This is a genomic window from Actinospineispora acaciae DSM 45401 (genome assembly GCF_000620785.1).
GTDB lineage: Bacteria > Actinomycetota > Actinomycetes > Mycobacteriales > Pseudonocardiaceae > Pseudonocardia > Pseudonocardia acaciae.
Genome location: NZ_JIAI01000009.1, coordinates 56186 through 80908, shown reverse-complemented (window position 1 = coordinate 80908; position 24723 = coordinate 56186). Strand labels below are relative to the sequence as shown.

The following is a 24723-nucleotide window of genomic DNA, read 5'->3' as shown; positions in this document are numbered from 1 at the left end:
TACCGTCCCCAAAATGCCACAGTTGTCATTCGACGAGCTCGGAACGCCGCTGCGCGAGGTGACCTTCGTGGTGCTCGACCTGGAGACCACCGGTGGCAGCGCGGGCGCCGACGCGATCACCGAGGTCGGCGCGGTGAAGGTGCGCGGCGGCGAACGGCTGGGCGAGCTGGCCACGCTGGTCGATCCGGGCGGACCGATCGCGCCGGCCGTGGTGGCGCTGACCGGCATCACCCAGGCCATGGTCACCAGCGCGCCCCGGATCGCCACCGTGCTGCCCAGCGTGCTGGAGTTCTGCGCCGGCGCCGTGCTGGTCGCGCACAACGCGCCGTTCGACACCGGGTTCCTGCGCGCCGCCTGCCGCGACCAGGGCCTGGCCTGGCCGCGCCCGGCCGTGCTGTGCACCGCGCGGCTAGCAAGAGCGGTCCTGAGCCGAGACGAGGCGCCGTCGGTGCGGCTGGGCGCGCTGGCCGAGCTGTTCGGCACCTCGGTACGTCCCACGCACCGCGCACTGGACGACGCGCGCGCCACCGTGGAGGTGCTGCACAGGCTCCTGGAACGGGTCGGGAACCTGGGCGTGCAGAGCCTGGAGGAGCTGCTCGCGCTGGCCGCCAGCGCCGCCGGCACCCGCCCCACCGACGCGCAGCGGCGCAAGCGCGGCCTGGCCGAGCGGCTGCCGAACACTCCGGGCGTCTACCTGTTCCGAGGCGCCCGCGACGAGGTGCTCTACGTCGGAACCAGCGGCGACCTGCGCAAACGTGTCCGTTCCTACTTCACGGCCGCCGAGCGCAGGCGCCGGGTGCGGGACATGGTCGCCCTGGCCCAGCGGGTCGACGTGGTGGAGTGCGCGCACGCCCTGGAAGCGCAGGTCCGCGAGCTGCGGCTGCTCGGCGCGCACCGCCCCCGGTTCAACCGCCGCTCGCGCACCCCGTACCTGGCCTGGTGGCTGACCCTGACCGACGAGCCGTTCCCCCGGCTGTCGGTGGTCCGGACCGCGCGGGACGGCGCGTTCGGCCCGTTCCGGTCCCGGCAGGACGCGGTGTCCGCGATGGAGTCGGTGCAGGACGCGGTGCCGGTACGGCGCTGCACGCAGCGGATCCCGGCGCGCGACCCGAAGGCCACCCCGTGCGTGCTCGCCGAGCTGGGCCGCTGCGGCGCCCCGTGCGCCGGCCGGCAGAGCGTGGCGGAGTACGCGCCCTCGGTCCACGCCGTGCTCGACCTGCTCGCCGGGCACGCCGACCAGCCGCTGCGGTCGCTGGCCGCCGAGGTGGACCGGCTGGGCGCGGCCGGGCGCTACGAGTCGGCGGCCACCCGCCGCGACCGGCTGGCCGGGCTGATCGCCGCGCTGCGGACGGGCCAGCGGCTGGCGGCGCTGGCCGCGCTGCCCGAGCTGGTGGCGGCCCGCCCGGACGGCTCGGGCGGCTGGGAGTTCGCGGTGGTGCGGCACGGACGGCTGGCCTCGGCCGGGGTGGCCAGGCGCGGGGTGGCGCCGATGCCGGTGGTGGAGGCGCTGCGGGCGGGCGCGGAGACCGTCCGCCCCGGCCCGGGTCCGCTGCGCGGCGCGCCGGCCGAGGAGATCGGCGTGCTGCTGCGCTGGCTGGAGCGCCCGGGCACCCGGCTGGTGCGCGCCAGCGGCGGCTGGGCGGAGCCCGCGTTCGGCGCCGGCCGCTGGGGCGGCTGGCTGGCCAAGGCCCGCGCGGCGCCCGCGTCTAAGATCGGGGCCCACTAGTCAGCGAAGGAGCTACCGTGATCACCGCGTTCGTCATGGTCCACACCGTCGCGGACCACATTCCCGAGGCCGCGCAGGCGATCGCCGACCTGGACGGGGTGGACGCCGTGTACTCCTGCGCCGGCGACGTGGACCTGATCGCCGTGGTCAAGGTCCGCGAGCACGAGCAGCTCGCCGACGTCATCGCGGGCGGCCTGAGCAAGGTGCCCGGCGTCCTGGAGACCGACACCCACATCGCGTTCCGCTCGTACCGCAGCCGGGACGTCGAGGAGGGCTTCGCCGTCGGCCAAGGCTAGCCAGGCCACCAGAACTGTCGGTGGGCCGCGCCATGATGGAAGGCGTGGACGAGAACAGCGCGCTCACCGGCTTCTCCCCCGCCACGAGGAGCTGGTTCACCGGCGCCTTCGCCGCGCCCACCGCCGCACAGGCCGGGGCGTGGGCCGCCGCGCGCGCGGGTAAGCACGCGCTGGTCGTGGCGCCCACCGGCTCCGGCAAGACGCTCGCGGCGTTCCTCTGGGCGCTGGACCGGCTGGCCACCGAGCCGCCCCCCGAGGACCCGAAGCGCCGCTGCCGGGTGCTCTACGTGTCCCCGCTCAAGGCCCTCGCCGTCGACGTGGAGCGCAACCTCCGCTCCCCGCTGGCCGGCATCCGCCAGGCCGCGCACCGCCTCGGCCGGCCAGAACCGGACATCACCATCGGCATGCGCACCGGCGACACTCCCGCCGAGGACCGCCGCCGCTTCGGCCGCACCCCGCCCGACGTCCTGGTCACCACCCCGGAGTCGCTGTTCCTGCTGCTCACCTCGTCCGCGCGGGACTCGCTGCGCGGCGTCCGGACGGTCATCGTGGACGAGGTGCACGCCGTGGCCGGCACCAAGCGCGGCGCCCACCTGGCCCTGTCCCTGGAACGCCTGGACGACATCCTCGCCGACGGCCCCGCCCAGCGCATCGGCCTGTCCGCGACGGTCCGCCCGGTCGACGAGGTCAGCGCGTTCCTCGCCGGCAACCGCCCGGTCGAGGTGATCCGCCCCAAGATCCCCAAGACGATCGAGGTGAAGGTCGAGGTCCCGGTCCCCGACCTGGGCGCTTTGGACGTCACGCCCGATCCCGGCAGCTCCGACGAGGAGGTCATCGGCTCGGCGGCCGGCCACGCCCAGCGCCCCTCGATCTGGCCGGCGGTGGAACGCCGGGTGCTGGAGCTGATCACCGCACACCGCTCGACGATCGTGTTCGCCAACTCCAGAAGGCTGGCCGAGCGCCTGACCGCCCGGCTCAACGAGCTGGTCGCGGAGAAGACCGATCTCGAACCCGGCGACCAGTACCCCGCCGAGCTGATCGCCGAGTCCGGGCTGACCACCGGCGTCCCGGCCGTGGTGGCCAAGGCGCACCACGGCTCGATGTCCCGCGAGCAGCGCACGACGGTGGAAGAGGAGCTGAAGGCCGGCAAGCTGCCCTGCGTGGTGGCCACCTCCAGCCTGGAGCTGGGCATCGACATGGGCGCGGTCGACCTGGTGGTCCAGGTGGAGGCGCCGCCCAGCGTGGCGTCCGGCCTGCAGCGGGTGGGCCGGGCCGGCCACCAGGTCGGGGCGATCTCCCGGGGCGTGGTGTTCCCCAAGTACCGGGGCGACCTGGTGTCCTGCGCGGTGGTGGCCGAGCGGATGGCCGAGGGCGCCATCGAGAAGCTGCGCTACCCCCGCAACCCGCTGGACGTGCTGGCCCAGCACGTCGTCGCCATGGTGGCCATGGAGCCGTGGACCGTCCAACAGGTCGCCGACCTGGTACGCAGGGCCGCCCCGTTCACCGCCCTGCCCGACTCCGCGCTGAACGCCACCCTCGACATGCTGGCCGGCCGCTACCCCAGCGAGGACTTCGGCGAGCTGCGCGCCCGCATCACCTGGGACCGGGTGACCGACGAGCTGCGCGGCCGGCCCGGTGCGCAGCGGCTGGCGGTCACCTCGGGCGGCACCATCCCGGACCGGGGCCTGTTCACCGTCATGACCCCGGGCGGCGCCGACGGCCGAGGCTCCCGGGTCGGCGAGCTGGACGAGGAGATGGTCTACGAGTCCCGGGTGGGCGACACCTTCCTGCTCGGCACGTCGTCGTGGCGGGTGGAGGACATCACGCACGACCGGGTCATCGTCACCCCCGCGCCCGGCCAGCCCGCCCGGATGCCGTTCTGGAAGGGCGACGCGGTGGGCCGGCCGCTGGAGCTGGGGCGGGCCATCGGGGCGTTCGTGCGCGAGCTGTCCGCGCTGGACGCCGACGCCGCCCGCCAACGGATCACCGCCGCCGGCCTGGACGAGTGGGCGGCCGACAACCTGCTCGGCTACCTGGACGAACAGCGCGACGCGACCCGGCACGTGCCCAGCGACCGGACGGTCGTGGTGGAGCGGTTCCGCGACGAGCTGGGCGACTGGCGGCTGGTGGTGCACTCGCCGTTCGGCGCCCAGGTCAACGGCCCGTGGGCGCTGGCCATCGCGGCCCGGCTGCGCGAGCGGCGCGGCGTGGAGGTCAGCGCGGCCAGCGCCGACGACGGGATCGTGCTGCGGCTGCCCGACGCCCTGGACGAGGCCGGCGCCGAGGTACAGCCCACCGCCGAGGACGTGCTGCTCGACCCCGACGAGGTGGAGCGCATAGTCGTCGACGAGCTCGGCAACTCCGCGCTGTTCGCCGCCCGGTTCCGGGAGTGCGCCGCCCGCTCGCTGCTGCTGCCCCGCCGTGACCCGCGCCGGCGCACCCCCCTGTGGCAGCAGCGGCAACGATCCGCCCAGCTGCTCACCGTGGCCAGCCGCTACGAACAGTTCCCGGTCTCCCTGGAGGCCATGCGGGAGTGCGTGCAGGACGTCTACGACCTGCCCGGCCTGCGCGAGCTGATGTCCGACGTGGCCGGCCGCCGCGTCAAGGTCGTCGAGGTCACCACCCCGTCCCCGTCGCCGTTCGCGCGCAGCCTGCTGTTCGGCTACGTCGGCATGTTCCTCTACGAGCTGGACGCCCCGCTGGCCGAACGCCGCGCCGCCGCGCTCTCGCTGGACTCCACGCTGCTCGCCGAGCTGCTCGGCTCCGAGGCGATGCGCGAGCTGCTCGACCCCGAGGTCCTCGCCGAGGTGGAGTCTGAGCTGCAGCGCCTGGCCCCCGGACGGCACGCCCGCACCGCCGAACAGGCCGCCGACCTGCTCCGCTTCCTCGGCGACCTGACAACGGACGAGGCCGCCCAGCGCGGCGTCCAGGAGGAATGGCTGGCCGAGCTGGAGGCGGCCCGGCGGCTGATCCGGGTGCGGATCGCGGGCGAACAGCGCTGGCTGGCCATCGAGGACGCCGGCAAGGTGCGCGACGCGCTCGGGGCCGCGCTGCCGGTCGGGGTGCCCGAAGTGTTCACCGAGCCGGTGGCCGACCCGCTGGGCGAGCTGCTGGTCCGCTACGCCCGCACCCACGGCCCGTTCGACGCGGCCGACACGGCGGCCAGGTTCGGGCTCGGCGTGGCGGTGGTGCGCGGCGTGCTGGACCGGCTGGTGGGCTCCGGACGGCTGGTCAAGGGCGAGCTGCGCCCGGTGCGCGAGCAGCACACCGGGGGCGTCGAGTACTGCGACGGGGAGGTGCTGCGGCGGCTGCGGCGGGCGTCGCTGGCCCGGCTGCGCGCCGAGGTGGAGCCGGTGGAGCCGGCCGCGCTCGGGCGGTTCCTGCCGGCCTGGCACGGTATCGGTGCCCGCATCCGGCGCGCGCCCGGCCCCGACGACGTGCTGTCCGTGGTCGAACAGCTGGCCGGCGCGCCGATCCCGGCCAGCGCGCTGGAGTCGCTGGTGCTGCCCGCCCGGCTGCCCGGCTACAACCCCGCGCTGCTCGACGAGCTGACCGCCGCCGGCGAGGTCACCTGGACCGGCTGCGGCACGCTGCCCGGTTCGGACGGATGGCTCGCGCTCGCGCCCGCCGACGTCGCCGACCTGCTCCTCCCCGACGCCGACCCCGAACCGCCCGCCACCCCCCTGCACGCCGCCATCCTGGCCACCCTCGACGGCGGCGGCGCCCTGTTCTTCCGCCAGCTCGGTGCCGCCGTGACCGAGGCCGGCCAGCCCAACCCCGACGACTCCGCGCTCATCGCCGCCCTCTGGGACCTGACCTGGGCGGGCCTGCTGACCAACGACACGCTCGGCCCCGTCCGCGCCCTCACCACCGGCAAGGGCGCCGCGCACAAACCCCGCCGCTCGGCACCCCGAGGCCGATACGCCCGCCTGCGCGCCGGCCGCCCCGCCATGCCCTCCCGCACCGGCCCGCCCACCGTCGCCGGCCGCTGGTCCCTGGCCGCCCCCCGGGAACCCGACACCACCCGCCGCGCGCACGCCCGCGCCGAGGCCTTCCTGGAACGCCACGGCGTCCTGACCAGGGGCGCCCTGGCCACCGAGCGCGTCGACGGCGGCTTCGCCGCGACCTACCGCGTGCTGCGCGCCATGGAGGAGTCCGGCCGCTGCCGCCGCGGCTACGTCGTCGAAGGCCTCGGCGCCGCCCAGTTCGCCGTCCCCGGCGCGATCGACCGCCTCCGAGCCCTAGCCCGCGACGACCACCCCACCGGCCCGCCAACCTCCGTCGTACTAGCCGCCGCCGACCCCGCCCAACCGTGGGGCGCCGCCCTCCCCTGGCCGGCCACCGTCGGCGACTCCAAACACCGCCCCGCCCGCAAAGCAGGCGCACTGGCCGTCCTCGTAGACGGCTCACCCGCCCTCTACGTAGAACGCGGCGGCCGCTCGCTCCTCAGCTTCACCGAGGACGACGCCGCCCTCCGCCCCGCCGCCCAAGCCCTGGCCACCGCCGTCCGCGAAGGCTGGCTGGGCACCCTGGCCGTCGAACGCGCCGACGGCATCGGCTCCCTGGCCAGCCACCTCACCGAAGTCCTCACCGAAGCCGGCTTCCGCGCCACCCCCAAAGGCCTCCGCCTGCGCGCCTAAAACCACCCGCGAGTCGGGGATTTTGTCAGGGTGAGTCGCGGATTTCAGCACACCGCGGGAAGGAGAATCACATGCGGATCACCCGCAAAGGCCAGATCACCATCCCGCTGCGGGTACGTCAACAGCTCGGCCTGGAGCCGGGCGATGAAGTGGACGTCATCGTCGGAGATGACGGCATGGCAACGATCGTGCCCTTGGGCTCCCGCACCCGAGGCGAACGGATCGTCGAGGCGCTGACCGGCAAGGGCGAGGTCCCCCTGACCACTGACGAGATCATGGCGCTCACGCGAGGCGAGTAGCGGATTCATTGTCGCCAGACGCGATTTCACCGGAGTGATTACCGCTCTTTCGTTTCGCGGGCGGGTGGAACCGGTCGCTGGCCGGGCGGTGAACGGGCAATCCGGCCAGCGACCGGAGCTTGTCGGATCTTCGGAAACGATTGTCGAGCGCGTTGCGGCGTGCGCGCGAGACGGTACGGCTGCCGCGCCAGCGGGCGAGGTAGTAGGCGGCGAGATCGTGCCAGCTGAGTTGACCGTAGTCGCGTGGTCGGGCGGCCGACATCGCTATTCTCCCGGTGTGAAGAGTTGGTGCGGACGGCTCAGCCCCCGGGGGAGCGGGGAGAAAGCCCGGGGGCTGAGCCGCCGAATCGATGCGACCCGTCGAAGGACCAGGCGCCGAGGGGTCCAGCCGTAAGCGCCCGGTTCTTTCGCAGGGGGAAGGGCCACATCAGGGACCGCGAAGTGGCGGATCGCTGTCCCGGAAAAGATCCTGGTCCGCCGGAACGTCGGCGGGAAGGGATTCGTCACTGTCCGCGTACAGCGGCCAGGCCGACGGCCTGGACCGACCTGTACGGGCATAAGTACAAGAGGAGTTCACTCAATGCCGCCGTCCAGTCCTCCCACGGTGTGGGGCGCCCTGCTCAAGCACTACCGCGAACGCATCGGTCTCAGCCAGGAGAAGCTCGCGCAGCGAATCAATTACAGCTCGGCGCAAATCGCTTCGGTGGAGACCGGACGGCGCAAGCCGAGCGAAGAACTCGCCCGACTCTGCGACAGAGCCACAGGCGCCGAGGGCACCCTGACGATCCTCTTCACGATGTTCCTCGGACACAGCGGCTTCATGCCGGGCTTCGAGGAGTGGTCCAAGCTGGAGCATGAAGCGACCATGATTCGTGGCTGGGAGTCGAGGTTGGTACCCGGGCTGCTCCAGACGCCCAGCTACATGGCGGAGATCCTGCGCGTGGACGGCCCGGAGGCCGTTGACTCCCGACGCACCCGGCAGGGGATCCTCACCAAGGAACTACCCCCAGTAGTTCGCTTCGTGATCGACGAGTACGTACTACGGCACCCAGTCGGCGACCCGAGCACGATGGATGGCCAGTTGGAGTATCTCGAACAAGTCGTGGCCGATGGGCTGGCGCACGTGCAGGTAGTCCCGACGGGCGCTCTGCCCGGCGTCGGCGGCGCGTTCGCCTTGGCCAGCGTCAACGGACGAACGGTGGCCTATGAGGAATCGACCATCCGAACGAGAGTCCTCACGGACGAGTGGGATCTGCACCAGTTGGAGGTCGTCTACGATCGTCTCTTGGGTGAAGCGGACGCGCCAGCCCGCTCGCTGGAGCGAATACAGACAGTAAGGAACGAGCTATGGAGGAGCTGACCGGGCTCCGCTGGTTCAAGTCGAGCCACAGCGGCAGCGGCAGTGGGACCGGCGGCGGTGGCTGCGTCGAGGCCGCCGGGCTGGGTGACCGTCGGGCCGTGCGCGATTCCACGGACCCCGACGGTCCGGCGTTCGTGTTCTCGAACGCGTCCTGGTGCGGGTTCGTCGCGGCCGTGAAGCGCGGCGCGTTCGACCGCCCCGGGAGCTGAGGCGACCCGATGGCCGACCACCCGCTCAAAGGTCACTTCGACGAGTCCCGGGCCACCTGGCAACGTGCCGAAGGCTCCACCATCGAGATCGCGTTCGTCGACGATCTCATCGGCATGCGCAACGGCGAGGACCCCGACGGCGACATCCTGATCTTCACCGAGGCCGAATGGAACGCGTTCGTGCTCGGCGCCAAGGACGGCGAGTTCGACGTCGAAGCCTTCCAGGACGACCCCGACCAATGACGCCGATGCCGCCCCCGGGCGAGACGACCACCGCATAGCCGCGCCCGCGTCCACACCCGGACCGAACCGACCGTCGTCCGCGCCCGGCCGATCCCACCGCGCAGGCGGCCCGCGTGCCAGCTCTCGTCTGGCCGTTCGTAGTGGCCGCCGCCCGCCGCCCGCCGTCGCCAATAGAACGATCTATCAAGAGCTAGAACGATCTATCAAGGATTTGGCCGGGCCGCCGACCCGATCAGGTTGGCCGGCCTGCCGACCCGATCAAGTTGACCGGGCCGCCGCCGGCCCGATCATCAGATACTCACGGTTGCTACAGCCCTGACGACCTGATGACCTTGACGATGCCGTCCTCGCACATCACACCACCACCTCGCAGACGCCGCGCCACCTGCGAGGTGCACGCCCCGCCTGCGAGGTCGGCCCGGCAAGGGGTGCGGACGAGCGCTCCTACCGCGGCCGCGCCTCGGCCAGGAAGTCCCCGACCCTGGCCAGCGCCTTGCGGATGTTGTCCTCGGAGTTCGCGTAGGACACCCGCAGGTACCCCTCGCCCAGGGTGCCAAAATCCGGGCCGCCGATCAGCGCCACGCCGGCCCGCTCCAACAACGCCGACGCCAGCGACTTCGCCGCCCAGCCCGTCTCGGCAATGTTCGGGAAGGCGTAGAACGCACCCCGAGGCGCCACACAGGACACCCCGGGCAGCCGGTTGAGCAGGTCCACGGTCACCTGCCGGCGGCTGTCGAACTCCGACACCATGGTGTCCACAGCATCCTGCGGCCCCTCCAGCGCGGCGATCCCCGCGTACTGGGCGGCGGCGTTCACGCAGCTCCACCCGTTCACCGCGAACTTCCGGAACCGTTCCACCAGCGTGGTCGGCCACACCGACCAGCCCAGCCGCCACCCCGTCATCGCGTACGTCTTGGACCAGCCGTTGAGCAGGATCAGCCGGTTGCGGATCTCCGGGTACCCGAGCAGCGACACGTGCTCGGCGCCGCCGTAGATGATCCGGTCGTAGATCTCGTCCGACAGCACCGCCACGTTCGGATGCTCCAACAGCCCGGCGACCAGCCGGTTCACCTCGGGCCGAGGGGTCACCCCCGCAGTCGGGTTGGCCGGTGAGTTCAGAATCACCAACCGGGTCGCCGGGGTGATCAGCGACAGCAGCTCCTCGGCGGAGAACGCGAAGTCGTTGCTCTCCCGGATCGGCACCGGCACCGGCCGCGCCCCGGTGAACTCGATCATCGAGCGGTAGATCGGGAACCCCGGGTCCGGGTAGAGGATCTCCGCGCCCGGCTCGCCGAACATCATGATCGCGGCGAACATCGTCACCTTGCCGCCCGGCACGATCATCACGCGGTCGGCCGGGATGGTCACGCCGGTGCGGGCGGCCAGGTACCCGGCCACGGTCTCGCGCAGCGGCAGGATGCCGGTGGTCTCGGTGTAGCCGTGATGGCCGTCGCGCAGCGCCTGGACCGCCGCCTCCACGACATGCTCCGGGGTGCGGAAGTCCGGTTGCCCGATGCCCAGGTTGATCACATCGCGGCCCTGGGCGGACAGCTCGGCCGCCCTGGCCAGGACGGTGAAGGCGTTCTCCTCACCGAGCCGGTCGAACCCGGCCACCGTACGAAGCAATGTGCACTCCCCTCTTTCCCTGGCACGATCGTGCACTATGACGAGCATCCCGCCCGCCCCCGTGCCAGGAGCGTGACCAACCTTCCATGCCCGAAGGCGACACCGTCTACCTGACCGCCAAGCGCCTGCACGCCGCGCTCGCCGGCCACCGCCTCGAGACCGGCGAGCTGCGCCACCCGCGCTGGGCCGAGCACGACCTCGCCGGGCGGACCGTGGTCGAGGTGCGCAGCGTGGGCAAGCACCTGTTCACCCGGTTCGACGCCGGCCTGAGCATGCACAGCCACCTGCGGATGGACGGCAGCTGGCACCTGTACCGCCCCGGTGACCGCTGGCGGCTGCCCGGCCACGACGCCCGGGCGGTGCTGGCCACCGAGGCGCGGGCGGCCGTCGGGTTCCGGCTGCACGACCTGGCGCTGCTGCCGACCGACGACGAGCACGAGCTGGTCGGCCACCTCGGCCCGGACCTACTCGGCCCGGAGTGGGGCGAGCGGCACCAGGCCGACGCGGTGCGCCGGCTCACCGCGCGGGCGCGGGCAGAACTCGGGCTGGCCCTGCTCGAACAGCGCGTGGTGGCCGGCATCGGCAACCTCTACAAGACGGAGGTGTGTTTCCTGCTCGGGCTCTCGCCGTGGACCCCGGTGCGGGACGTGCCCGACCCGGAGCGGGCGATCGTGCTGGCCCGCAAGCTGCTGCTGCGCAACGCCGACCACCCCGAGCAGTCCACCACCGGTGAAACCGCCCGGGGCCGCCAGCACTGGGTGTACCAGCGGACCGGGCGAGCCTGCCGCCGCTGCGGCACCACGATCCGGACCGGCGAGCAGGGCGACGGCGTGTACGCCCGCGTCGCGTACTACTGCCCGCACTGCCAACCCGGTCCGACCCCGCGCTGACCCGTCAGCCCTGGTTCGGCTGCTGCGCCTGCTGGCCGGTCTGCTGCTCCTGGCCCGACCCGGTGTTGCCCGAGGTGACCTCCTTGGGCGCGTTGGCACCGAGCTGCTGCTGGCCGGTGCCGCCGCCACCCATGGACGCCCGGATCTGCTCGAGACGCGACGCGCCGGCCATGTCGATGCTGGCCTGCTGCACCTCCAGCATCCGACCCTGCACCGAGTTCTGCGCCAGCTCGGCGGCGCCGAGCGCGTTCGAGTACCGCTTCTCGATCTTGTCCCGCACCTCGTCCAGGGACGGGGTGGAACCGGGGGCGGCGATCTCGGTCATCTGCTGCAGCGACTTGGCGGCCTGCTCCTGCATCTTCGCCTGCTCCAGCTGGCTGAGCAGCTTGGTGCGCTCGGCGATCTTCTGCTGGAGCATCATCGAGTTGCGCTCGACCGCCTGCTTGGCCTGCTCGGCCGCGCCCAGCGACTGGTCGTGCAGCACCTTGAGGTCCTCGACGGACTGCTCCGCGCTGACCAGCTGGGTGGCCGTGACCTGCGCGGCCTGCTCGTACTGCTGGGCCTTCTGCACGTCGCCCTTGGAGCGGGCGTCGTCGGCGAGCACCAGGGCCTGGCGGGCCGAGGACTGCAGCCGCTCGATCTCGCCGAGCTGCCGGTTGAGCTTCATCTCCAGCTGCCGCTGGTTGCCGATCACCGCGGCGGCCTGCTGCGAGAGGGACTGGTGCTGCCGCTGAGCGTCCTCGATGGCCTGCTGGATCTGGACCTTCGGATCGGCATATTCGTCGACCTTCGACGAGAACAGCGCCCCTAGGTACTTAAAGGCCTTCACGAAACCGTTGGCCATCTCCTCCGCCTGCCTGTCATCGAACCGAGTCTGCGCCGGGAACGGTGCACGCGATGCACCGGCCCTGGATCCATGGTGTCAGTTGCGGTGCGTCGCATCCACTGAACTTGAACGATATCGGGGAACCCCCTGACCGGCTTCCCCCGGGCCTACCCTGACGGTACCGGTCACGCAGCGATGTCGACGGCGGCACGAACGGGGCTCAGGCGGCCATCCGGACGAGCGCTGTGGCGGGCGACGGCGAGGGTCCGGCCGGCTGGCGGGTGACGACGGCGCGGCGGATGTCGGCGTGCCGGGTGCCGATCGGGACCAGCGGCTGCGCGGCCGGAACCGGGCGCATCGACTCGGCCACCTCGTCGAGCAGCTCCGACAGCGGCAGGTCGAGCGCCTCGCAGATGGCGGCCAGCAGCTCGCTGGAGGCCTCCTTGCGCCCGCGCTCCACCTCGGAGAGGTAGCCCAGGCTGACCCGCGCCTGGTGGGAAACCTCGCGCAGGGTGCGGTGGCGGCTGGTGCGGGCACGGCGAAGGCTGTCGCCGATGGCCTCACGTAGCAACAGGGTCATCGGCCTTATACCTCCCCAGCCCGCGGCAGCGAGCACTTTCGTGACAGCGTGTTCGGTTCCCTCACGTTACCGATTCCGGCCGGTGCTTGGCCGGTGGCGCCGCCGGGAGCCTGTTCGCTCACGGCGAACACGCGCGGGCACCGCGCTCAGCCCGCTCCGGTGACCGTCCGCGCGGCGGCCAGCCCCCGGGCTCGCAGCCGCAACGCTCGCAGCACGTAGTCCGCGCCCGTGACCAGCGTCAACGCCACCGCCAGCATCATCAGCCACCAGCGGGCGTCGACCAGAATCGCCGAGTTTCCCAGCTGCGCCAGCGGCAGCACGTACAGCCCGATCGCCACCGCCTGCGCCAGCGTCTTGAGCTTGCCGCCCCGGGAGGCGGCGATCACACCGTGACGAATCACCCAGAACCGCAGCAGCGTCACGCCCACCTCGCGGGCCGCGATCACGATCGTGACCCACCACGGCAGCAGGCCCAGCGCGCTCAGGCCGACCAGCGCGCCGCCGGTGAGCGCCTTGTCCGCGATCGGGTCGGCGATCATGCCGAACCGGGTCACCAGGCCTCGGCGGCGGGCGATCTCGCCGTCGAACCGGTCGGTCAGCGAGGCCACCACGAACACCGCCGTCGCCGCCAGCCGCCAGCCGGTGTGCTGCCCCTCCTGGACGAACAGCGCGCCGAGGAAGACGGGCACCAGCGCGAGCCGCAGCACGGTGAGGAAGTTCGCGGCGTTGAGCAGTGACGGCTCGGGCTTGCGCTCGGGCTCGTCCGGGGGCCTGGTCGGCTTCTCCTCGGTGCTCATGTGTGCCCCGCGCGCGCCACCACCAGGTCGACGCCCTCGGTGTCCAGCACCACCGCGTCGACGAGCTCGCCCCGCACCCAGCCGCCACCGGTCAGCACGCACTCGCCGTCGGACTCCGGGGCCTGGTGCGCCGCCCGGCCCAGCCCGACGGCCTCGCCCTCGTCCGCTCTGTCGTCGCAGCCGTCGGCCAGCTCCTCGACCAGGACGCGGACCCGGGAACCGATCCGGTCCTCGGCGCGTTGGTTGGTCAGCTCCTCCGCGAGCGTCGAGATGCGCTCCACCCGCGCGGCGATCTCGGCGTCCGGCACCTTGTCCGGGTACCCGGCCGCCTCGGTGCCGTCCTCGTCGGAGTAGCCGAACACGCCGACCGCGTCCAGCCGCGCCTCGGTGAGGAACCGCTCCAGCTCCGCGACGTCGTCCTCGGTCTCGCCGGGGAAGCCGACGATCACGTTGCTGCGGATGCCGGCGTCCGGGGCCAGCGCGCGGATCCGGGCGCACAGGTCCAGGAACGACTCGGTCGAGCCGAACCGCCGCATCCGGCGCAGCACCGGCTCGCTGGCGTGCTGGAAGGACAGGTCGAAGTACGGCGCCACGCCGTCGGTGCGCGCGATCGCCTCGATCAGCCCGGGGCGGGTCTCGGCCGGCTGCAGGTAGCTGACCCGGATCCGCTCGATGCCCTCCACCTCGGCCAGCCGGGGCAGCAGCGCCTCCAGCGCCCGCAGGTCGCCGAGGTCCTTGCCGTACGACGTCGAGTTCTCGCTGACCAGCACCAGCTCGCGCACGCCCTGACCGGCCAGCCACGCCGCCTCGCCGAGGATCTCCGCCTGCGGCCGGGAGACGAACGCGCCCCGGAACGACGGGATCGCGCAGAACGCGCAGCGCCGGTCGCACCCGGAGGCGAGCTTGAGCGAGGCGACCGGGCTGTCGTGCAGCCGGCGGCGGGTGATGTCGGGCACCCAGCCGTGGCCCGGGACCGCCACCTCGGCCGCGGCGGCGGGGCGCTGGACCGGGCTGAGCGGCAGCAGGGTCCGCCGGTCCACCGGCTTGTGCGACTCCACGTGCTTGCCCGCGACCACCTCGGCGAGCCGGTCCCCCAGCTCGGGGTACTGGTCGAAACCGAGCACGGCGTCGGCCTCGGGCAGCTCGTCGGCCAGCTCGGCGCCGTAGCGCTCGGCCAGGCAGCCGACGGCCACCACCTTGGCGCCGGTCTCGCGCGCGGTGTCCGAGGCGGCCAGCAGGGTGTCGATCGAGTCCTTCTTCGCCTGGGCGACGAAACCGCAGGTGTTGACGACGATGACGTCCGGCGCCGGACCGCCCTCGGTGTCGACCAGCGACCAGCCCTGCGCGGTCAGCCGGCCGGCCAGCTCCTCGGAGTCCAGGTCGTTGCGCGCACACCCCAAGGTGACCAGCGCGGCCCGGCGCGTCTCCGCCCGGCTCGGTTCCGTCTCGTCCGCTGGTCTACCCGATAGCACGGACCCAGGGTATCGGCGCCAGATGACATAAGGTGATGCGACGTGACGGCCACTCCGGCAAGCACTGTCGCGCGGCGGGCGCGCACCGCCGACGTGGAGGGCATCAAGGCCCTGGTCGACCAGTACGCCGGGCGCGTGCTGCTGGCCAAGGACCTGATCACGCTCTACGAGGACGTGCAGGAGTTCTGGGTCGTCGAGCACGACGGGCGAGTCGTCGGCTGCGGCGCCCTGCACGTGCTCTGGCAGGACCTGGCCGAGATCCGCACCATCGCGGTGCACCCGCGCATGGCCGGCCGGGGCATCGGGCACCGGCTGGTGGAGGCGCTGCTGCGGACCGCGCGCGAGCTCGGCGTGCGCCGGGTGTTCGTGCTCACCTTCGAGAAGAACTTCTTCGGCCGGCACGGGTTCGTGGAGATCGACGGCACCCCGGTCTCCCCCGGCGTCTACGAGCAGATGCGCCGCTCCTACGACGCCGGCGTCGCGGAGTTCCTCGACCTCGCCTACGTCCGGCCGAACACCCTCGGCAATGTGCGGATGCTGCTCGAACTGTGACGGCGCTCTCCGCGCCGATGCCTCACGACCGCGCCCTGGCCCACGACTTTCACATTCGCCTCGTTCTTCGCGTGTGCATCGTGTGTCCACCGAAGCCCGTCTACCTCTATCAGGCGCACACGGATGAGCGATGAGATATACTTTACGATAAATTCCTTAATGGACACATCGCCTCTTGACGACTGTTCGGCATACGGATTCTGATTTGTCAAGGGGTAACTTCATCCAGCGGTACAGCGAAGCAAACTCGCAGCTCAGACCGAACGTGATAATGTCAACACAGTGTCCGAGATCATCCCATCGGGTGGTCGTGATTGCATCGTGATGTGGACGTACCGGTAGTCTGCGGGCGCTCTCGGGGGTTCACTCGAACGAGGTTAGAATCGAACTCTCCGTTGGGCTGAAGCTGAGCCGTACATCTACTACGGACCGTGAACAAAGGGGAGTCCTTGTGTCCCGCCAACAGCAGTACCCCGCTGGCCGTGTCTGAGTCGCCGGCGGAGCCGCCCCAGGGCAATGTCTTCGACCTCGCGCGTCGTGGTTACGACCGCCAGCAGGTCGATGAGCACATACGGACCCTGCACGCCGCGCTCGCCGACGCGCAGAACGCGCATCAGCGCGAGCGCCGGCGGGCCGACTGGGCCGAAGGAGAACTGAGGAACGTCCAGACGCAGCTCGAGCAACAGAGCGCCGAGCTGGCCGACGGTCGTGACGGTGGCGGTGCCGCGCAGGGCTTCGGATACCGGGTGGAGAAGCTGCTCCGCACGGCGGAACAAGAAGCCGCCGAGGTCCGTTCCAGCGCGACCCGCGAGGCAACGGCACTGCTCGAGCGCGCCCGCGAGGACGCCGAGGCACACCGCCACGAGGTGGAGCAGTCGCTGATCGCGCGCACCGCGATGCTCGAGCAGGAGGCGACCCACCGCAAGGTCGAGCTGGACGAGCGCGAGCGCCAGATCGCCGAGCAGGCCGACGCCGCCCGGGAAGACGCCGAGCGGATGCTCTCCGAGGTCAGTCGCCAGTCCGAACAGCTCCGGCAGGATGCTCGGGCACGTGCCGAGCAGGAGCTGTTGAAAGCCGAGAAAGCGATCCGCGAGCGCCACGAGGCCGCCGAGCAGGAGCTCGGTCGGCTGCGCTCGCTGCACGACGAGGTGCGCGGCCAGCTCGCCAGGCTGCTCGACTCCCTTGCCGGGGAGTTCGGCGAGCGTCCGATGCGCACGCAGTCGCAACAGTCCGGTCAGGCGCGGCCCCAACCCCGGCCGCACCCTCGGAACCCCGTCTCACACCGCCTCACCGAACAAGAGTCGCTCCCCCAGGAACAGCGCGAGGCGGGCTGAGCAGCGCTCGGGCCGGCACCAACCCAACCGGCCCGAGCACCTGACCTCTTGCTCACCGACCCGGTGAGCAAGAGGTCGAAGTGTGAACTCGTCACCCAGGCGAGATACGGCGGAGCAAGGAGAGTCACCGGGCATGCTCCACGGACTGGAACGCAACGGTCTCACCGTCCCGCTGGGTCACCGCCACGCGGCGACCGACCCGGCGGCACATTCGGCATCCCGGAAAATGGCGCGATCGAGCAGGCAGGCGGAGTTCGACAGGTACTACCGCTCGACCTATCCCCGGCTGGTCGCGCAGCAGCACGCCGTACTGGGCAGCCGCGAGCAGGCCCACCTCGCCGCCCTGGACGCCTTCACCCGCGCCTGGTTGCACTGGAAGACCGTCCGCTCCCTACCCGACCCGACCAGCTGGCTGCGCCAGGCCGCCAGGCGCGCGGCCAGCCCGCGCCGGCAGCGGGAATGGGTCGGCAACCCCGACCTCGAACCCGTGCCGCAGCCCGCGCTCAACCCGTCCAACCTGGCGGTGCTCACCGCTCTGGGCAGGCTCCCCGAGGTGCAGCGGCGCACGCTGGTGCTGCGGCACATGGCCGGCCTCGGCCCTGTCGAGCTGGCCGCCGAGGAGCAGGTGTCGGTCGGCACCGTGCGGACCCGGTTGGCGCACGGGCACCTGGCGCTGGCCCGCTGGCTCGGGGCGGACCGTCGCGGCGACATGGACGGCATCCCGGACAACGTGCGGTGGACCAGCGGCGGGATCGAGGAGTGGGCCGGGCGCGAGCTGGCATATCTCGCGTACGGCCTGACTCCGGCGTCGGACATCCAGCCGATCTCGGTCATCTTCACCGAGGCGCTGCGGCGCCAGCGCGCGACCACCCTGGCGGCGGCCGCCGTGGTGCTGGTCGGAGGGTTGGGCGCGTCCATCGCGGGCGCGCTGTCCATCGGCTCGGCGGGGGGCGGGCAGGCCGCGGTGTCCACCAACCGGCCGTCGTCGACGCTGCCGGGCACCGGATCCGGGCAGGCGGGGCCGGAGCCGGGCGCGCTGCCGCCGCCCACTCCCCCGGCCGCCGTTCCCGGAAACCAGACGGTGGGGTCTGTGGTGGCGCCCTCGCCTTTGATCGGTCCGCAGCCGTCGGTGCTGGTGCCGCCGGGTGTCGGGCGTTCCGAGGCGGACGATCCCGGCGGAGGGTCCGACGAGGACTCGGGAGATGACGACGACGGTGGGGGTGGCCATGGCCACCCCCACCGTCACAGGTCGGACCACCATCCCGGCCGGCCCGATCCCGGTCAGCACGAGCCGCCCAGCCCGCCAGGCTCGTGGCCGTGGCCGCACTGGCCGTGGGACCCGCCCCTGCCGCCACCGAACAACGGCGGGAACCCAGCTCCGGCTCCCGCTCCGGCCCCAGCGCCGGGTAACGGGGCACCGCAACCGGTTGCCAATTGGGAGCAGCTCCGTAACGTCGGCCCTGGTGAGCAGCCACGGCAACCCGGGCAGCCGGGTCAGGCCGGTCAGCCGAACCAATCCGGTCAGCCTGGGCAGCCAGGCCAGCCGAATCAGCCAGGCCAGCCCGGTCAGCCGAGCCAGCCAGGTCAGACGAGCCGGCCAGGTCAGTCCGGTCAGCCGGACCAGGCCGGTCAGCCAGATCGCCCTGGTCAGCCGAGCCAGCCCGGTCAGTCAGGCCAGCCAGGCCGGGAGAATCAGCCAGGTCAGTCGGGTCAGTCGGGTCAGTCCGGCCAGCCGAGTCAGCCCGGTCAGTCTGGTCAGCCCGGTCAGTCTGGCCGGAGTGAGCAGGGACAGCAGGGCGGCGGTCCTGGTTCGGGCGGTGGGGGCGGCGAGCGCCGTCCCGGGCCGGGTGCGGGCGGAACGGGCTCCGGCGGCTCCAGTCAGGGGCGTGGTTCGGACGGCGGTTCGGGTACGAGCGGTCGCGGCTCGGGTTCCGGTGGTTCCGGCTCGGACGGCTCCGGCTCGGGTTCCCGCGGCGGCGGATCGAACTCGGGCGGCGGCAGCAGCAGCGGCCGAGGCTCCAGCGGTGGCGATCACGGCGGCTCGGGCGGCGGCGGCAGTCACAGCGGCGGTTCCGGCGGCGGCGGTGGAAGCAGTCACGGCGGCGGCTCGGGTGGCGGGTCCGGCGGCGGCAGCAGCCATGGCGGCGGGTCCGGCGGCGGTGGAGGCAGTCACGGCGGCGGTTCCGGCGGCGGCGGTGGCGGTGGCCACGGCGGTGGTTCTGGCGGCGGCGGTCGCGGCTGACCAGCATCGCGGCTGACCGGCGTCACCGCTGATCATCCTGACGGGCACGCCCACGTTCGCCAGCCTCCACGACGATGGCCATCCCGGGTCGGACCCGGTTACCGGCATGACCGAGACCAGCTCCCACGTCCCGCCCCTGTGGCCGTGCGTGCCACGCCGGGGTGCAACCGCCGCGCTTTCGTAGATCATCAGGTCCTCACGGTTGTTCAGAGTGTGCTATAGCAACCGTGACGGCCTGATGACCTTGAGCAGGGCGGGCGCGCCACGCTGGGGCGCGGTGTTCGTGGCGCCGGTCGCGGCTGCCCCGCGTCGCCGCTGATCCTCTGGACCGGCGCCCAACCGGTGACCATCGTGCCTGGTCAGAGGCCGTGAGTGGTTAGCGGTGCTATGACACCCCTAACCACTCACGGGCGGTGACCTGGGGTTTTGGGGCGGCGGGGGAGGCGGCCGCTAGGGCTCCTCGGGATCGTCGTCGTCCTCGGCGGGGCCGCCGCCGCGCAGGGACCAGAGCAGGCCGTCCAGCTCCTCGGGCTTGACCAGCACGTCGCGCGCCTTCGAACCCTCGGACGGCCCGACGACCCCCCGGTTCTCCAGCAGGTCCATCAGCCGGCCGGCCTTGGCGAACCCGACCCGCAGCTTGCGCTGCAGCATCGACGTGGAGCCGAACTGGGAGGTGACCACCAGCTCGGCGGCCTGCAGCAGGACGTCCAGGTCGTCGCCGATGTCGGGGTCGATCTCGCGCTGCTCGCCGGCCTTCTGGACGGTGACGCCCTCGGTGTACTCGGGCTGCGCCTGGTCCTTGGTGAAGCCGACGACGGCGGAGATCTCCTCGTCGCTGACGAAAGCGCCCTGCATGCGGACCGGCTTGGACGCGCCCATCGGCAGGTACAGCCCGTCGCCCATGCCGATCAGCTTCTCGGCGCCGGGCTGGTCCAGGATGACGCGGCTGTCGGTCAGCGAGGAGGTGGCGAACGCCAGGCGGGACGGGACGTTGGTCTTGATCAGGCCGGTGACCACGTCCACCGAGGGGCGCTGGGTGGCCAGCACCAGGTGGATGCCGGCGGCGCGGGCCTTCTGGGTGATCCGCACCACGGCGTCCTCGACGTCACGGGGAGCGGTCATCATCAGGTCGGCCAGCTCGTCGACGATGGCCAGGATGTACGGGTAGGGGCGGTACTCGCGCTCGCTGCCCAGCGGCGCGGTGATCTCCCCCGACTTCACCTTCCGGTTGAAGTCGTCGATGTGGCGGACCTTGCTGGCCTGCATGTCCTGGTAGCGCTGCTCCATCTCCTCGACCAGCCAGGCCAGCGCGGCGGCGGCCTTCTTGGGCTGGGTGATGATGGGCGTGATCAGGTGCGGGATGCCCTCGTACGGGGTCAGCTCCACCATCTTCGGGTCGACCAGGATCATCCGGACCTCGTCCGGGGTGGCCCGCGAGAGCAGCGAGACCAGCATCGAGTTGACGAAGCTGGACTTACCGGAGCCGGTCGAGCCGGCCACCAGCAGGTGCGGCATCTTGGCCAGGTTCGCGGTGAGGAAGTGGCCCTCGATGTCCTTGCCCAGCCCGATCACCATCGGGTGCTGTTCCTTGAGGGCGTTCGACGAGCGCAGCACGTCGCCGAGGCGGACCATCTCGCGGTCGGTGTTGGGCACCTCGATGCCGACGGCCGACTTGCCGGGGATCGGGGCGAGCAGCCTGACGTTGTCGGTGGCCACCGCGTAGGCGATGTTGCGGGTGAGCTGGGTGATCTTCTCGACCTTCACGGCGGGGCCGAGCTCGATCTCGTACCGGGTCACCGTCGGGCCCCGGGTGAAGCCGGTGACCTGGGCGTCGACGTTGAACTGCTCCAGCACGCCGGTGATCGCCTCGATCATGGCGTCGTTCGCGGCGCTGCGGGTCTTGGGCGGGGCGCCGGTCGGGAGCAGGTCGGCCGGCGGCAGCTCGTAGTCGCCGTCGATCACGCGGGAGACCACCGGCTTGTCCCCGGCCGGCGCGGACTTGTCCTTGTCCGGCTTCTCCGGGGTCGTGGTCGGGCGCGCCGCGGCGGCCGCCTTGCCGGCGCGCTCGCCGACCGGCAGGGCCAGCTGGCCACCCTGCGCCGGCTTCTTGGCCTCGTCGTCGAACGCCTCGGCCACCGCGTCGGCGAGGCTGGATGCCTGGCGGCGGCGGGACGGGCGGCGCAACCGCACGTCCGCCGGCTTCTCCTCGGCGGGCTTGCCGGCCTCGGACTCGGGCTGCTCCGCCTCGTCCGGGGCGGCGCCGAACAGCTTGCGCACCCGCGCCGGCACCTGGCGCACCGGCGTGCCGGTGAGCACCAGGAACCCGTACAGCGAGACCAGGCCGAGCACCGGGGCCGCCACCCAGCCGGTCAGGCCGGCCTTCAGCGGCGCACCGGCCAGGTACCCGAGGGCGCCGCCGGCGTCGCGCCAGCCGACCAGCTCCATCGGCGCGCCCAGCAGCACGTGGGCCAGCCCGAGCCCGCCGACGACCAGCAGCAGCGCGCCCAACGCCAGCCGGGGCCGCACCTCCGGCCGCGTCGGCGTGCACATCAGGTACACCCCGAGCGCCACCAGCAACAGCGGCAACGGCAACGAGCCGACCCCCATCACCGTGGTCAGCCCGATCGTGACCCAGGCACCGACCGGGCCGCCCGCGCTCCACCACACCCCGGCCGCGATCACCACCGCGAGCACCAGCAGCACGATGCCCAGGCCGTCGCGCCGGTGGGCCGGATCCAGGTCCCGGGTGCGGCCGACGGCCTTGCGCAACGCCGCGAAGCCCATGCCGATGACCGTGATGATGTCCGTCTTGGGAGGCCTGCGGGCCGGCGCGCGGCGGGCCGGTGAACGGCGCGCGGCACCCCCCGAGGAGGCCTGCCGGCCCCGGGGTATGGCTCCGCGTCTGCCCGTGGTCGACCGTCCCGCCATGCCCGTTACGTTAGTCGGCCGGCCCGACGAAACGGCGTAGCGCCGCGCGCGTCAGCCCCCGGAGACCAGCACCCGGTTGAACGCCAGCTCGGCGGCGCCGACCAGGTGGGCGTCCAGCCCGAGCACCGAGCGGACCACCCTGGTGTGCCCGACCGCCCTGCTGACCACGCTGCGCGTGCGTACCCGCTCGGCCACCTCGTCCAGGATCACCGGCGGCACCGAGGCCAGCAGGTCACCCAGCACGACCAGCTCGGGCGCGAGCATGTTCACGGTGTTGATCAGGCCGAGCTCGAGCCAGCCGGCGAAGTCCGCGAGCCGGTCCCACGCCGCCGCCGGGTCGCCCGCCAGCTCGCGCAGCTCGGCGATGAGCTGGCCGCGCCCGGCCCGCCGGGAGATGCCCAGCGCGCGGCCCAGCGCGTCCGCGCCCACCAGCGTCTCCCAGCAGCCCCGGCAGCCACAGTGACACTCGGCACCGTCCGGGCGGACCACCATGTGCCCCAGCTCGCCCAGGTAGCCGCCCGCGCCCCGCAGCGCGCCGCCGCCGGAGATCACCCCGGCGCCCACCCCGACGTCGCCGGCCACGAACACCAGGTCGGAGACCTCCGTCGCGACGCCGCGGGTGTGCTCGGCCAGCGCGCCCAGCTCGGCGTCGTTGGACACCGCGACCGGCATCCGCAGACCGGCGGTGAGCTGCTCCCCCAGCGGCACGTCCGTCCACTCCAGGTGCGGCGCCTCGCGGACCAGCCCGTCCTCCTGCCGGATCACCCCGGGCACCGAGACGCCGGCGGCCACCAGCGGCGAGCCCAGCTCGGCGGCCAGCATCCGGGCCGACTCGATCACCCGGGTGACCACCTCGACCGGCCTCGAGGTCTTCGCCCGCAGCGGCCAGCTGCACCGCCCGAGGATCTCCCCGCCCAACCCGACGACGGCCATCGCGGCCCGGTCCACCCGGATGTCGGCGGCCAGCACCACGGCGGCCTCCGCCCGGGGAAGCACCAGCAGCGACGGCCGGCCCGCCCCCGAGCGCTGGGTCGGCAACCGCTCGCTGACCAGCCCGGACTCGGCCAGCTCGTCCACCACGGCCTTGATCGTGCTGCGGTTGAGGCCCAGCTCCGCGGCCAGCACCGCGCGCGTGCACGGGCCGTCCACGTGCAGCCGCCGCAGCACGGCCCCCCGATTGTGCCGACGGGCGTCGTCCGGCCTGGCGCCCTCGGTGACCGTGCTGCTCACGGCCACCACACTTGCATGCGGGCCCTCACCCGCTGGTTCTGGCTCGCCGCCGGGACAGCGCATCCACGCTGGCCGCGAGCAGCAGCACCAGGCCGGTGACCACGAGCACCACCGACGCCGGCTGTTTGAGCAGCCCCAGTCCGTTGCCCACGATCGCGATCACCGCGCCGCCGATGACGGCGTTGCTCACCCGCCCGCGCCCGCCGAACAGCGAGGTCCCGCCGATCACCGCCGACCCGACGGCGAACAGCAGCGTGGTGCCGCCGCCGGCGTTCGGGTCCACCGAGCCGACCTTCGAGGAGTAGACGATCGCGCCCACCGCCGCCAGCGACGCCGACACCACGAACACGCTGCCCCGGACCCGGGGCACGTTGATGCCGGCCCGCCGCGCCGCCTCGGCGTTGCCGCCGACCGCGTAGATGTGCCTGCCGTAGCTGGTCCGGTCGAGCACGTAGGTGCCGATCACGAGCAGCACCAGCACGATCGGCACCACGTACGGCACGCCGGTGATCTCGATCAGCGAGGTCTGCGAGCGGTTGCGGGTGAGCAGGTAGGTGCCGATCGCGGCCAGCACCACCGTGACGCCCACCTTGGTGAGCACCAGCGGGGTGGGCTGGGTGACCAGGCCCTTGCGCATCCGCCGGAAGTGCCGGCCGAGCACCACCGCCGCGTAGCCGCCGGCCGCGACCACGAACAGCACCCAGCTCCCGACCGCCGGCAGGTTCCCGTTGGCCACCGCGAACAGCGTCTCGTCCTGCAGCGCCAGCGTCCCGCCGGCGCCGATGAACTGCAGGATCACCCCCTGCCAGGCCAGGAACAGCGCCAGCGTCACGACGAAGGACGGGATGCCGATCCGGGACACCAGGAACCCGGTGAGCAGGCCGATCGATGCGCCGACGCAGACCGCGAGCAGCATCTCCAGCCACGGGTTCGGGCCGAACCCGGCCAGCGCGACGACCAGCGCGAACACCGGTGCCGCCGCGACCGGCCAGATCCGCAGCTGGACAGCGACCACGGCGGCCAGCGCCATCAGCACGCAGAACGTCAGGAAGACGAACAGCCCCATCCGGCCGAGCAGGTTGCCGCCGGACACCAGGTGCAGCGCGAGCACGGCGGCGGTCACTCCGGACGCGGTGCCGGCGGAGAGGTCGATCTCGCCGAGCAGCAGCACGAACACCAGGCCCATCGCGATCAACGTCACGCCCGCGCCCTGGGCCAGCAGGTTGGCCAGGTTGCCCAGGGTCAGGAAGGTGTCCGAGGCCAGCGAGAACAGGACCACCAGCGCAACCAGGCCGAGCAGCGCCGGCAGCGAACCCAGCTCGCCGCCGCGCACCCTGGCCACGTAGTCGCGCAGCGCCTCGGCGGTGGTGCGTGCCGTGGTGTCGATGCCGAAGTCGCCGACCGCCTCGGTGTTCGCGTTCGTCCTGCTGTTGGTGTTGGTGGCCGGGGTGGTGTCGGTCATGGCGGCCCCCT

Annotated in this window: 20 protein-coding genes and 1 pseudogene; 12 read left to right on the top strand and 9 right to left on the bottom strand. The window is 72.5% G+C overall.

Going from position 1 to position 24723, the window contains the following annotated elements; genetic code table 11:
• The first annotated feature begins 13 nt into the window (after positions 1–13).
• The 4 genes from N912_RS0132465 (at position 14) to N912_RS0132450 (ending at position 6961) form a co-directional block, all read left to right on the top strand.
• A complete protein-coding gene (locus N912_RS0132465; protein ID WP_028925682.1) occupies positions 14–1726 on the top strand; it encodes a DEDD exonuclease domain-containing protein in 1713 nt (570 codons plus the stop codon).
• A gap of 17 nt (positions 1727–1743) precedes the next feature.
• Positions 1744–2022, top strand: coding sequence for an Lrp/AsnC family transcriptional regulator (locus N912_RS0132460; RefSeq protein ID WP_028925681.1), 279 nt, complete (start codon positions 1744–1746; stop codon positions 2020–2022).
• A gap of 32 nt (positions 2023–2054) precedes the next feature.
• Complete coding sequence (locus N912_RS0132455) at positions 2055–6662, top strand: ATP-dependent helicase (RefSeq protein WP_051581169.1); 4608 nt, start codon at positions 2055–2057, stop codon at positions 6660–6662.
• A 71-nt stretch (positions 6663–6733) separates the two neighbouring features.
• Positions 6734–6961: an AbrB/MazE/SpoVT family DNA-binding domain-containing protein gene (locus N912_RS0132450; protein ID WP_028925679.1), complete on the top strand. Its 228-nt coding sequence runs from the start codon at positions 6734–6736 to the stop codon at positions 6959–6961.
• Here the strand turns inward: N912_RS0132450 and N912_RS63955 are convergent.
• Positions 6945–7223, bottom strand: a complete 279-nt coding sequence (locus tag N912_RS63955; protein ID WP_156994195.1) for a hypothetical protein — start codon at positions 7221–7223, stop codon at positions 6945–6947. The genes N912_RS0132450 and N912_RS63955 overlap by 17 nt on opposite strands.
• Positions 7224–7541: 318 nt before the next feature.
• Between N912_RS63955 and N912_RS0132445 the strand changes: the two genes are divergently transcribed.
• The 3 genes from N912_RS0132445 to N912_RS0132435 are packed head-to-tail and all read left to right on the top strand — an operon-like array spanning position 7542 to position 8773.
• A complete protein-coding gene (locus tag N912_RS0132445) occupies positions 7542–8321 on the top strand; it encodes a helix-turn-helix domain-containing protein (RefSeq protein ID WP_084211412.1) in 780 nt (259 codons plus the stop codon).
• On the top strand, positions 8309–8530 hold the full coding sequence (locus tag N912_RS0132440; RefSeq protein WP_028925677.1) for a DUF397 domain-containing protein: 222 nt from the start codon (positions 8309–8311) through the stop codon (positions 8528–8530). Before N912_RS0132445 ends, N912_RS0132440 begins: the two co-directional genes overlap by 13 nt.
• Before the next feature lie 9 nt (positions 8531–8539).
• A complete protein-coding gene (locus N912_RS0132435) occupies positions 8540–8773 on the top strand; it encodes a DUF397 domain-containing protein (RefSeq protein ID WP_028925676.1) in 234 nt (77 codons plus the stop codon).
• A gap of 444 nt (positions 8774–9217) precedes the next feature.
• On the opposite strand, the gene N912_RS0132430 is transcribed toward N912_RS0132435, so the two are convergent.
• A complete protein-coding gene (locus tag N912_RS0132430) occupies positions 9218–10399 on the bottom strand; it encodes a pyridoxal phosphate-dependent aminotransferase (protein WP_028925675.1) in 1182 nt (393 codons plus the stop codon).
• Between the two features lie 86 nt (positions 10400–10485).
• Here N912_RS0132430 and N912_RS0132425 point away from each other — a divergent pair, with 86 nt between their 5' ends.
• Positions 10486–11289: a DNA-formamidopyrimidine glycosylase family protein gene (locus tag N912_RS0132425; protein ID WP_028925674.1), complete on the top strand. Its 804-nt coding sequence runs from the start codon at positions 10486–10488 to the stop codon at positions 11287–11289.
• Between the two features lie 4 nt (positions 11290–11293).
• Here N912_RS0132425 and N912_RS56085 read toward each other — a convergent pair whose 3' ends face one another.
• The 4 genes from N912_RS56085 to rimO all read right to left on the bottom strand — a co-directional run bounded on the left by N912_RS56085 (position 11294) and on the right by rimO (position 14964).
• A complete protein-coding gene (locus N912_RS56085; RefSeq protein WP_037067824.1) occupies positions 11294–12133 on the bottom strand; it encodes a PspA/IM30 family protein in 840 nt (279 codons plus the stop codon).
• A gap of 202 nt (positions 12134–12335) precedes the next feature.
• A complete protein-coding gene (locus N912_RS56080; RefSeq protein ID WP_037067822.1) occupies positions 12336–12695 on the bottom strand; it encodes a helix-turn-helix domain-containing protein in 360 nt (119 codons plus the stop codon).
• A gap of 146 nt (positions 12696–12841) precedes the next feature.
• A complete protein-coding gene (gene pgsA / locus N912_RS0132410; protein WP_028925673.1) occupies positions 12842–13492 on the bottom strand; it encodes a CDP-diacylglycerol--glycerol-3-phosphate 3-phosphatidyltransferase in 651 nt (216 codons plus the stop codon).
• Entirely contained in the window at positions 13489–14964 is a 1476-nt protein-coding gene (gene rimO, locus N912_RS0132405) for a 30S ribosomal protein S12 methylthiotransferase RimO (RefSeq protein WP_051581123.1), read from the bottom strand. Before rimO ends, pgsA begins: the two co-directional genes overlap by 4 nt.
• A 42-nt stretch (positions 14965–15006) precedes the next feature.
• On the opposite strand from rimO, the gene N912_RS0132400 reads away from it, so the two are divergent.
• From N912_RS0132400 to N912_RS65315, 4 genes and pseudogenes are all read left to right on the top strand, one after another.
• Positions 15007–15516 (top strand): amino-acid N-acetyltransferase, encoded by a 510-nt coding sequence (locus tag N912_RS0132400; RefSeq protein ID WP_028925671.1) that lies wholly within the window; start codon positions 15007–15009, stop codon positions 15514–15516.
• A 431-nt stretch (positions 15517–15947) separates the two neighbouring features.
• Positions 15948–16850 (top strand): coiled-coil domain-containing protein, encoded by a 903-nt coding sequence (locus N912_RS0132395; RefSeq protein ID WP_037067820.1) that lies wholly within the window; start codon positions 15948–15950, stop codon positions 16848–16850.
• A gap of 133 nt (positions 16851–16983) precedes the next feature.
• Positions 16984–17454 (top strand): annotated as a pseudogene (locus N912_RS67120) (SigE family RNA polymerase sigma factor); the annotation flags it as partial.
• Between the two features lie 1420 nt (positions 17455–18874).
• The gene (locus tag N912_RS65315; RefSeq protein WP_211261505.1) at positions 18875–19108 is read left to right on the top strand and encodes a hypothetical protein; all 234 of its coding nucleotides are present in this window, start codon (positions 18875–18877) and stop codon (positions 19106–19108) included.
• Between the two features lie 434 nt (positions 19109–19542).
• Here the strand turns inward: N912_RS65315 and N912_RS0132380 are convergent, their stop codons facing one another.
• Genes N912_RS0132380 through N912_RS0132370 form a run of 3 tightly spaced genes read right to left on the bottom strand, consistent with a single transcriptional unit; the run spans position 19543 to position 24712 of the window.
• Entirely contained in the window at positions 19543–22020 is a 2478-nt protein-coding gene (locus N912_RS0132380) for a DNA translocase FtsK (protein ID WP_037067816.1), read from the bottom strand.
• A gap of 51 nt (positions 22021–22071) precedes the next feature.
• A complete protein-coding gene (locus N912_RS0132375; RefSeq protein ID WP_028925667.1) occupies positions 22072–23250 on the bottom strand; it encodes an ROK family transcriptional regulator in 1179 nt (392 codons plus the stop codon).
• Positions 23251–23275: 25 nt separating this feature from the next.
• The gene (locus N912_RS0132370) at positions 23276–24712 is read right to left on the bottom strand and encodes a sugar ABC transporter permease (protein WP_028925666.1); all 1437 of its coding nucleotides are present in this window, start codon (positions 24710–24712) and stop codon (positions 23276–23278) included.
• Positions 24713–24723 lie beyond the last annotated feature (11 nt).

Bases quoted from the DNA above. Each gene is read 5' to 3' on its own strand.
- N912_RS0132370 (WP_028925666.1), bottom strand. From the start codon at position 24,712: ATGACCGACACCACCCCGGCCACCAACACCAACAGCAGGACGAACGCG.
- N912_RS0132435 (WP_028925676.1), top strand. From the start codon at position 8,540: ATGGCCGACCACCCGCTCAAAGGTCACTTCGACGAGTCCCGGGCCACC.
- N912_RS56080 (WP_037067822.1), bottom strand. From the start codon at position 12,695: ATGACCCTGTTGCTACGTGAGGCCATCGGCGACAGCCTTCGCCGTGCC.
- N912_RS0132465 (WP_028925682.1), top strand. From the start codon at position 14: ATGCCACAGTTGTCATTCGACGAGCTCGGAACGCCGCTGCGCGAGGTG.
- pgsA (WP_028925673.1), bottom strand. From the start codon at position 13,492: ATGAGCACCGAGGAGAAGCCGACCAGGCCCCCGGACGAGCCCGAGCGC.
- N912_RS0132445 (WP_084211412.1), top strand. From the start codon at position 7,542: ATGCCGCCGTCCAGTCCTCCCACGGTGTGGGGCGCCCTGCTCAAGCAC.
- N912_RS0132380 (WP_037067816.1), bottom strand. From the start codon at position 22,020: ATGGCGGGACGGTCGACCACGGGCAGACGCGGAGCCATACCCCGGGGC.
- N912_RS0132425 (WP_028925674.1), top strand. From the start codon at position 10,486: ATGCCCGAAGGCGACACCGTCTACCTGACCGCCAAGCGCCTGCACGCC.
- N912_RS63955 (WP_156994195.1), bottom strand. From the start codon at position 7,223: ATGTCGGCCGCCCGACCACGCGACTACGGTCAACTCAGCTGGCACGAT.
- N912_RS0132450 (WP_028925679.1), top strand. From the start codon at position 6,734: ATGCGGATCACCCGCAAAGGCCAGATCACCATCCCGCTGCGGGTACGT.
- N912_RS56085 (WP_037067824.1), bottom strand. From the start codon at position 12,133: ATGGCCAACGGTTTCGTGAAGGCCTTTAAGTACCTAGGGGCGCTGTTC.
- N912_RS0132440 (WP_028925677.1), top strand. From the start codon at position 8,309: ATGGAGGAGCTGACCGGGCTCCGCTGGTTCAAGTCGAGCCACAGCGGC.
- N912_RS0132455 (WP_051581169.1), top strand. From the start codon at position 2,055: ATGATGGAAGGCGTGGACGAGAACAGCGCGCTCACCGGCTTCTCCCCC.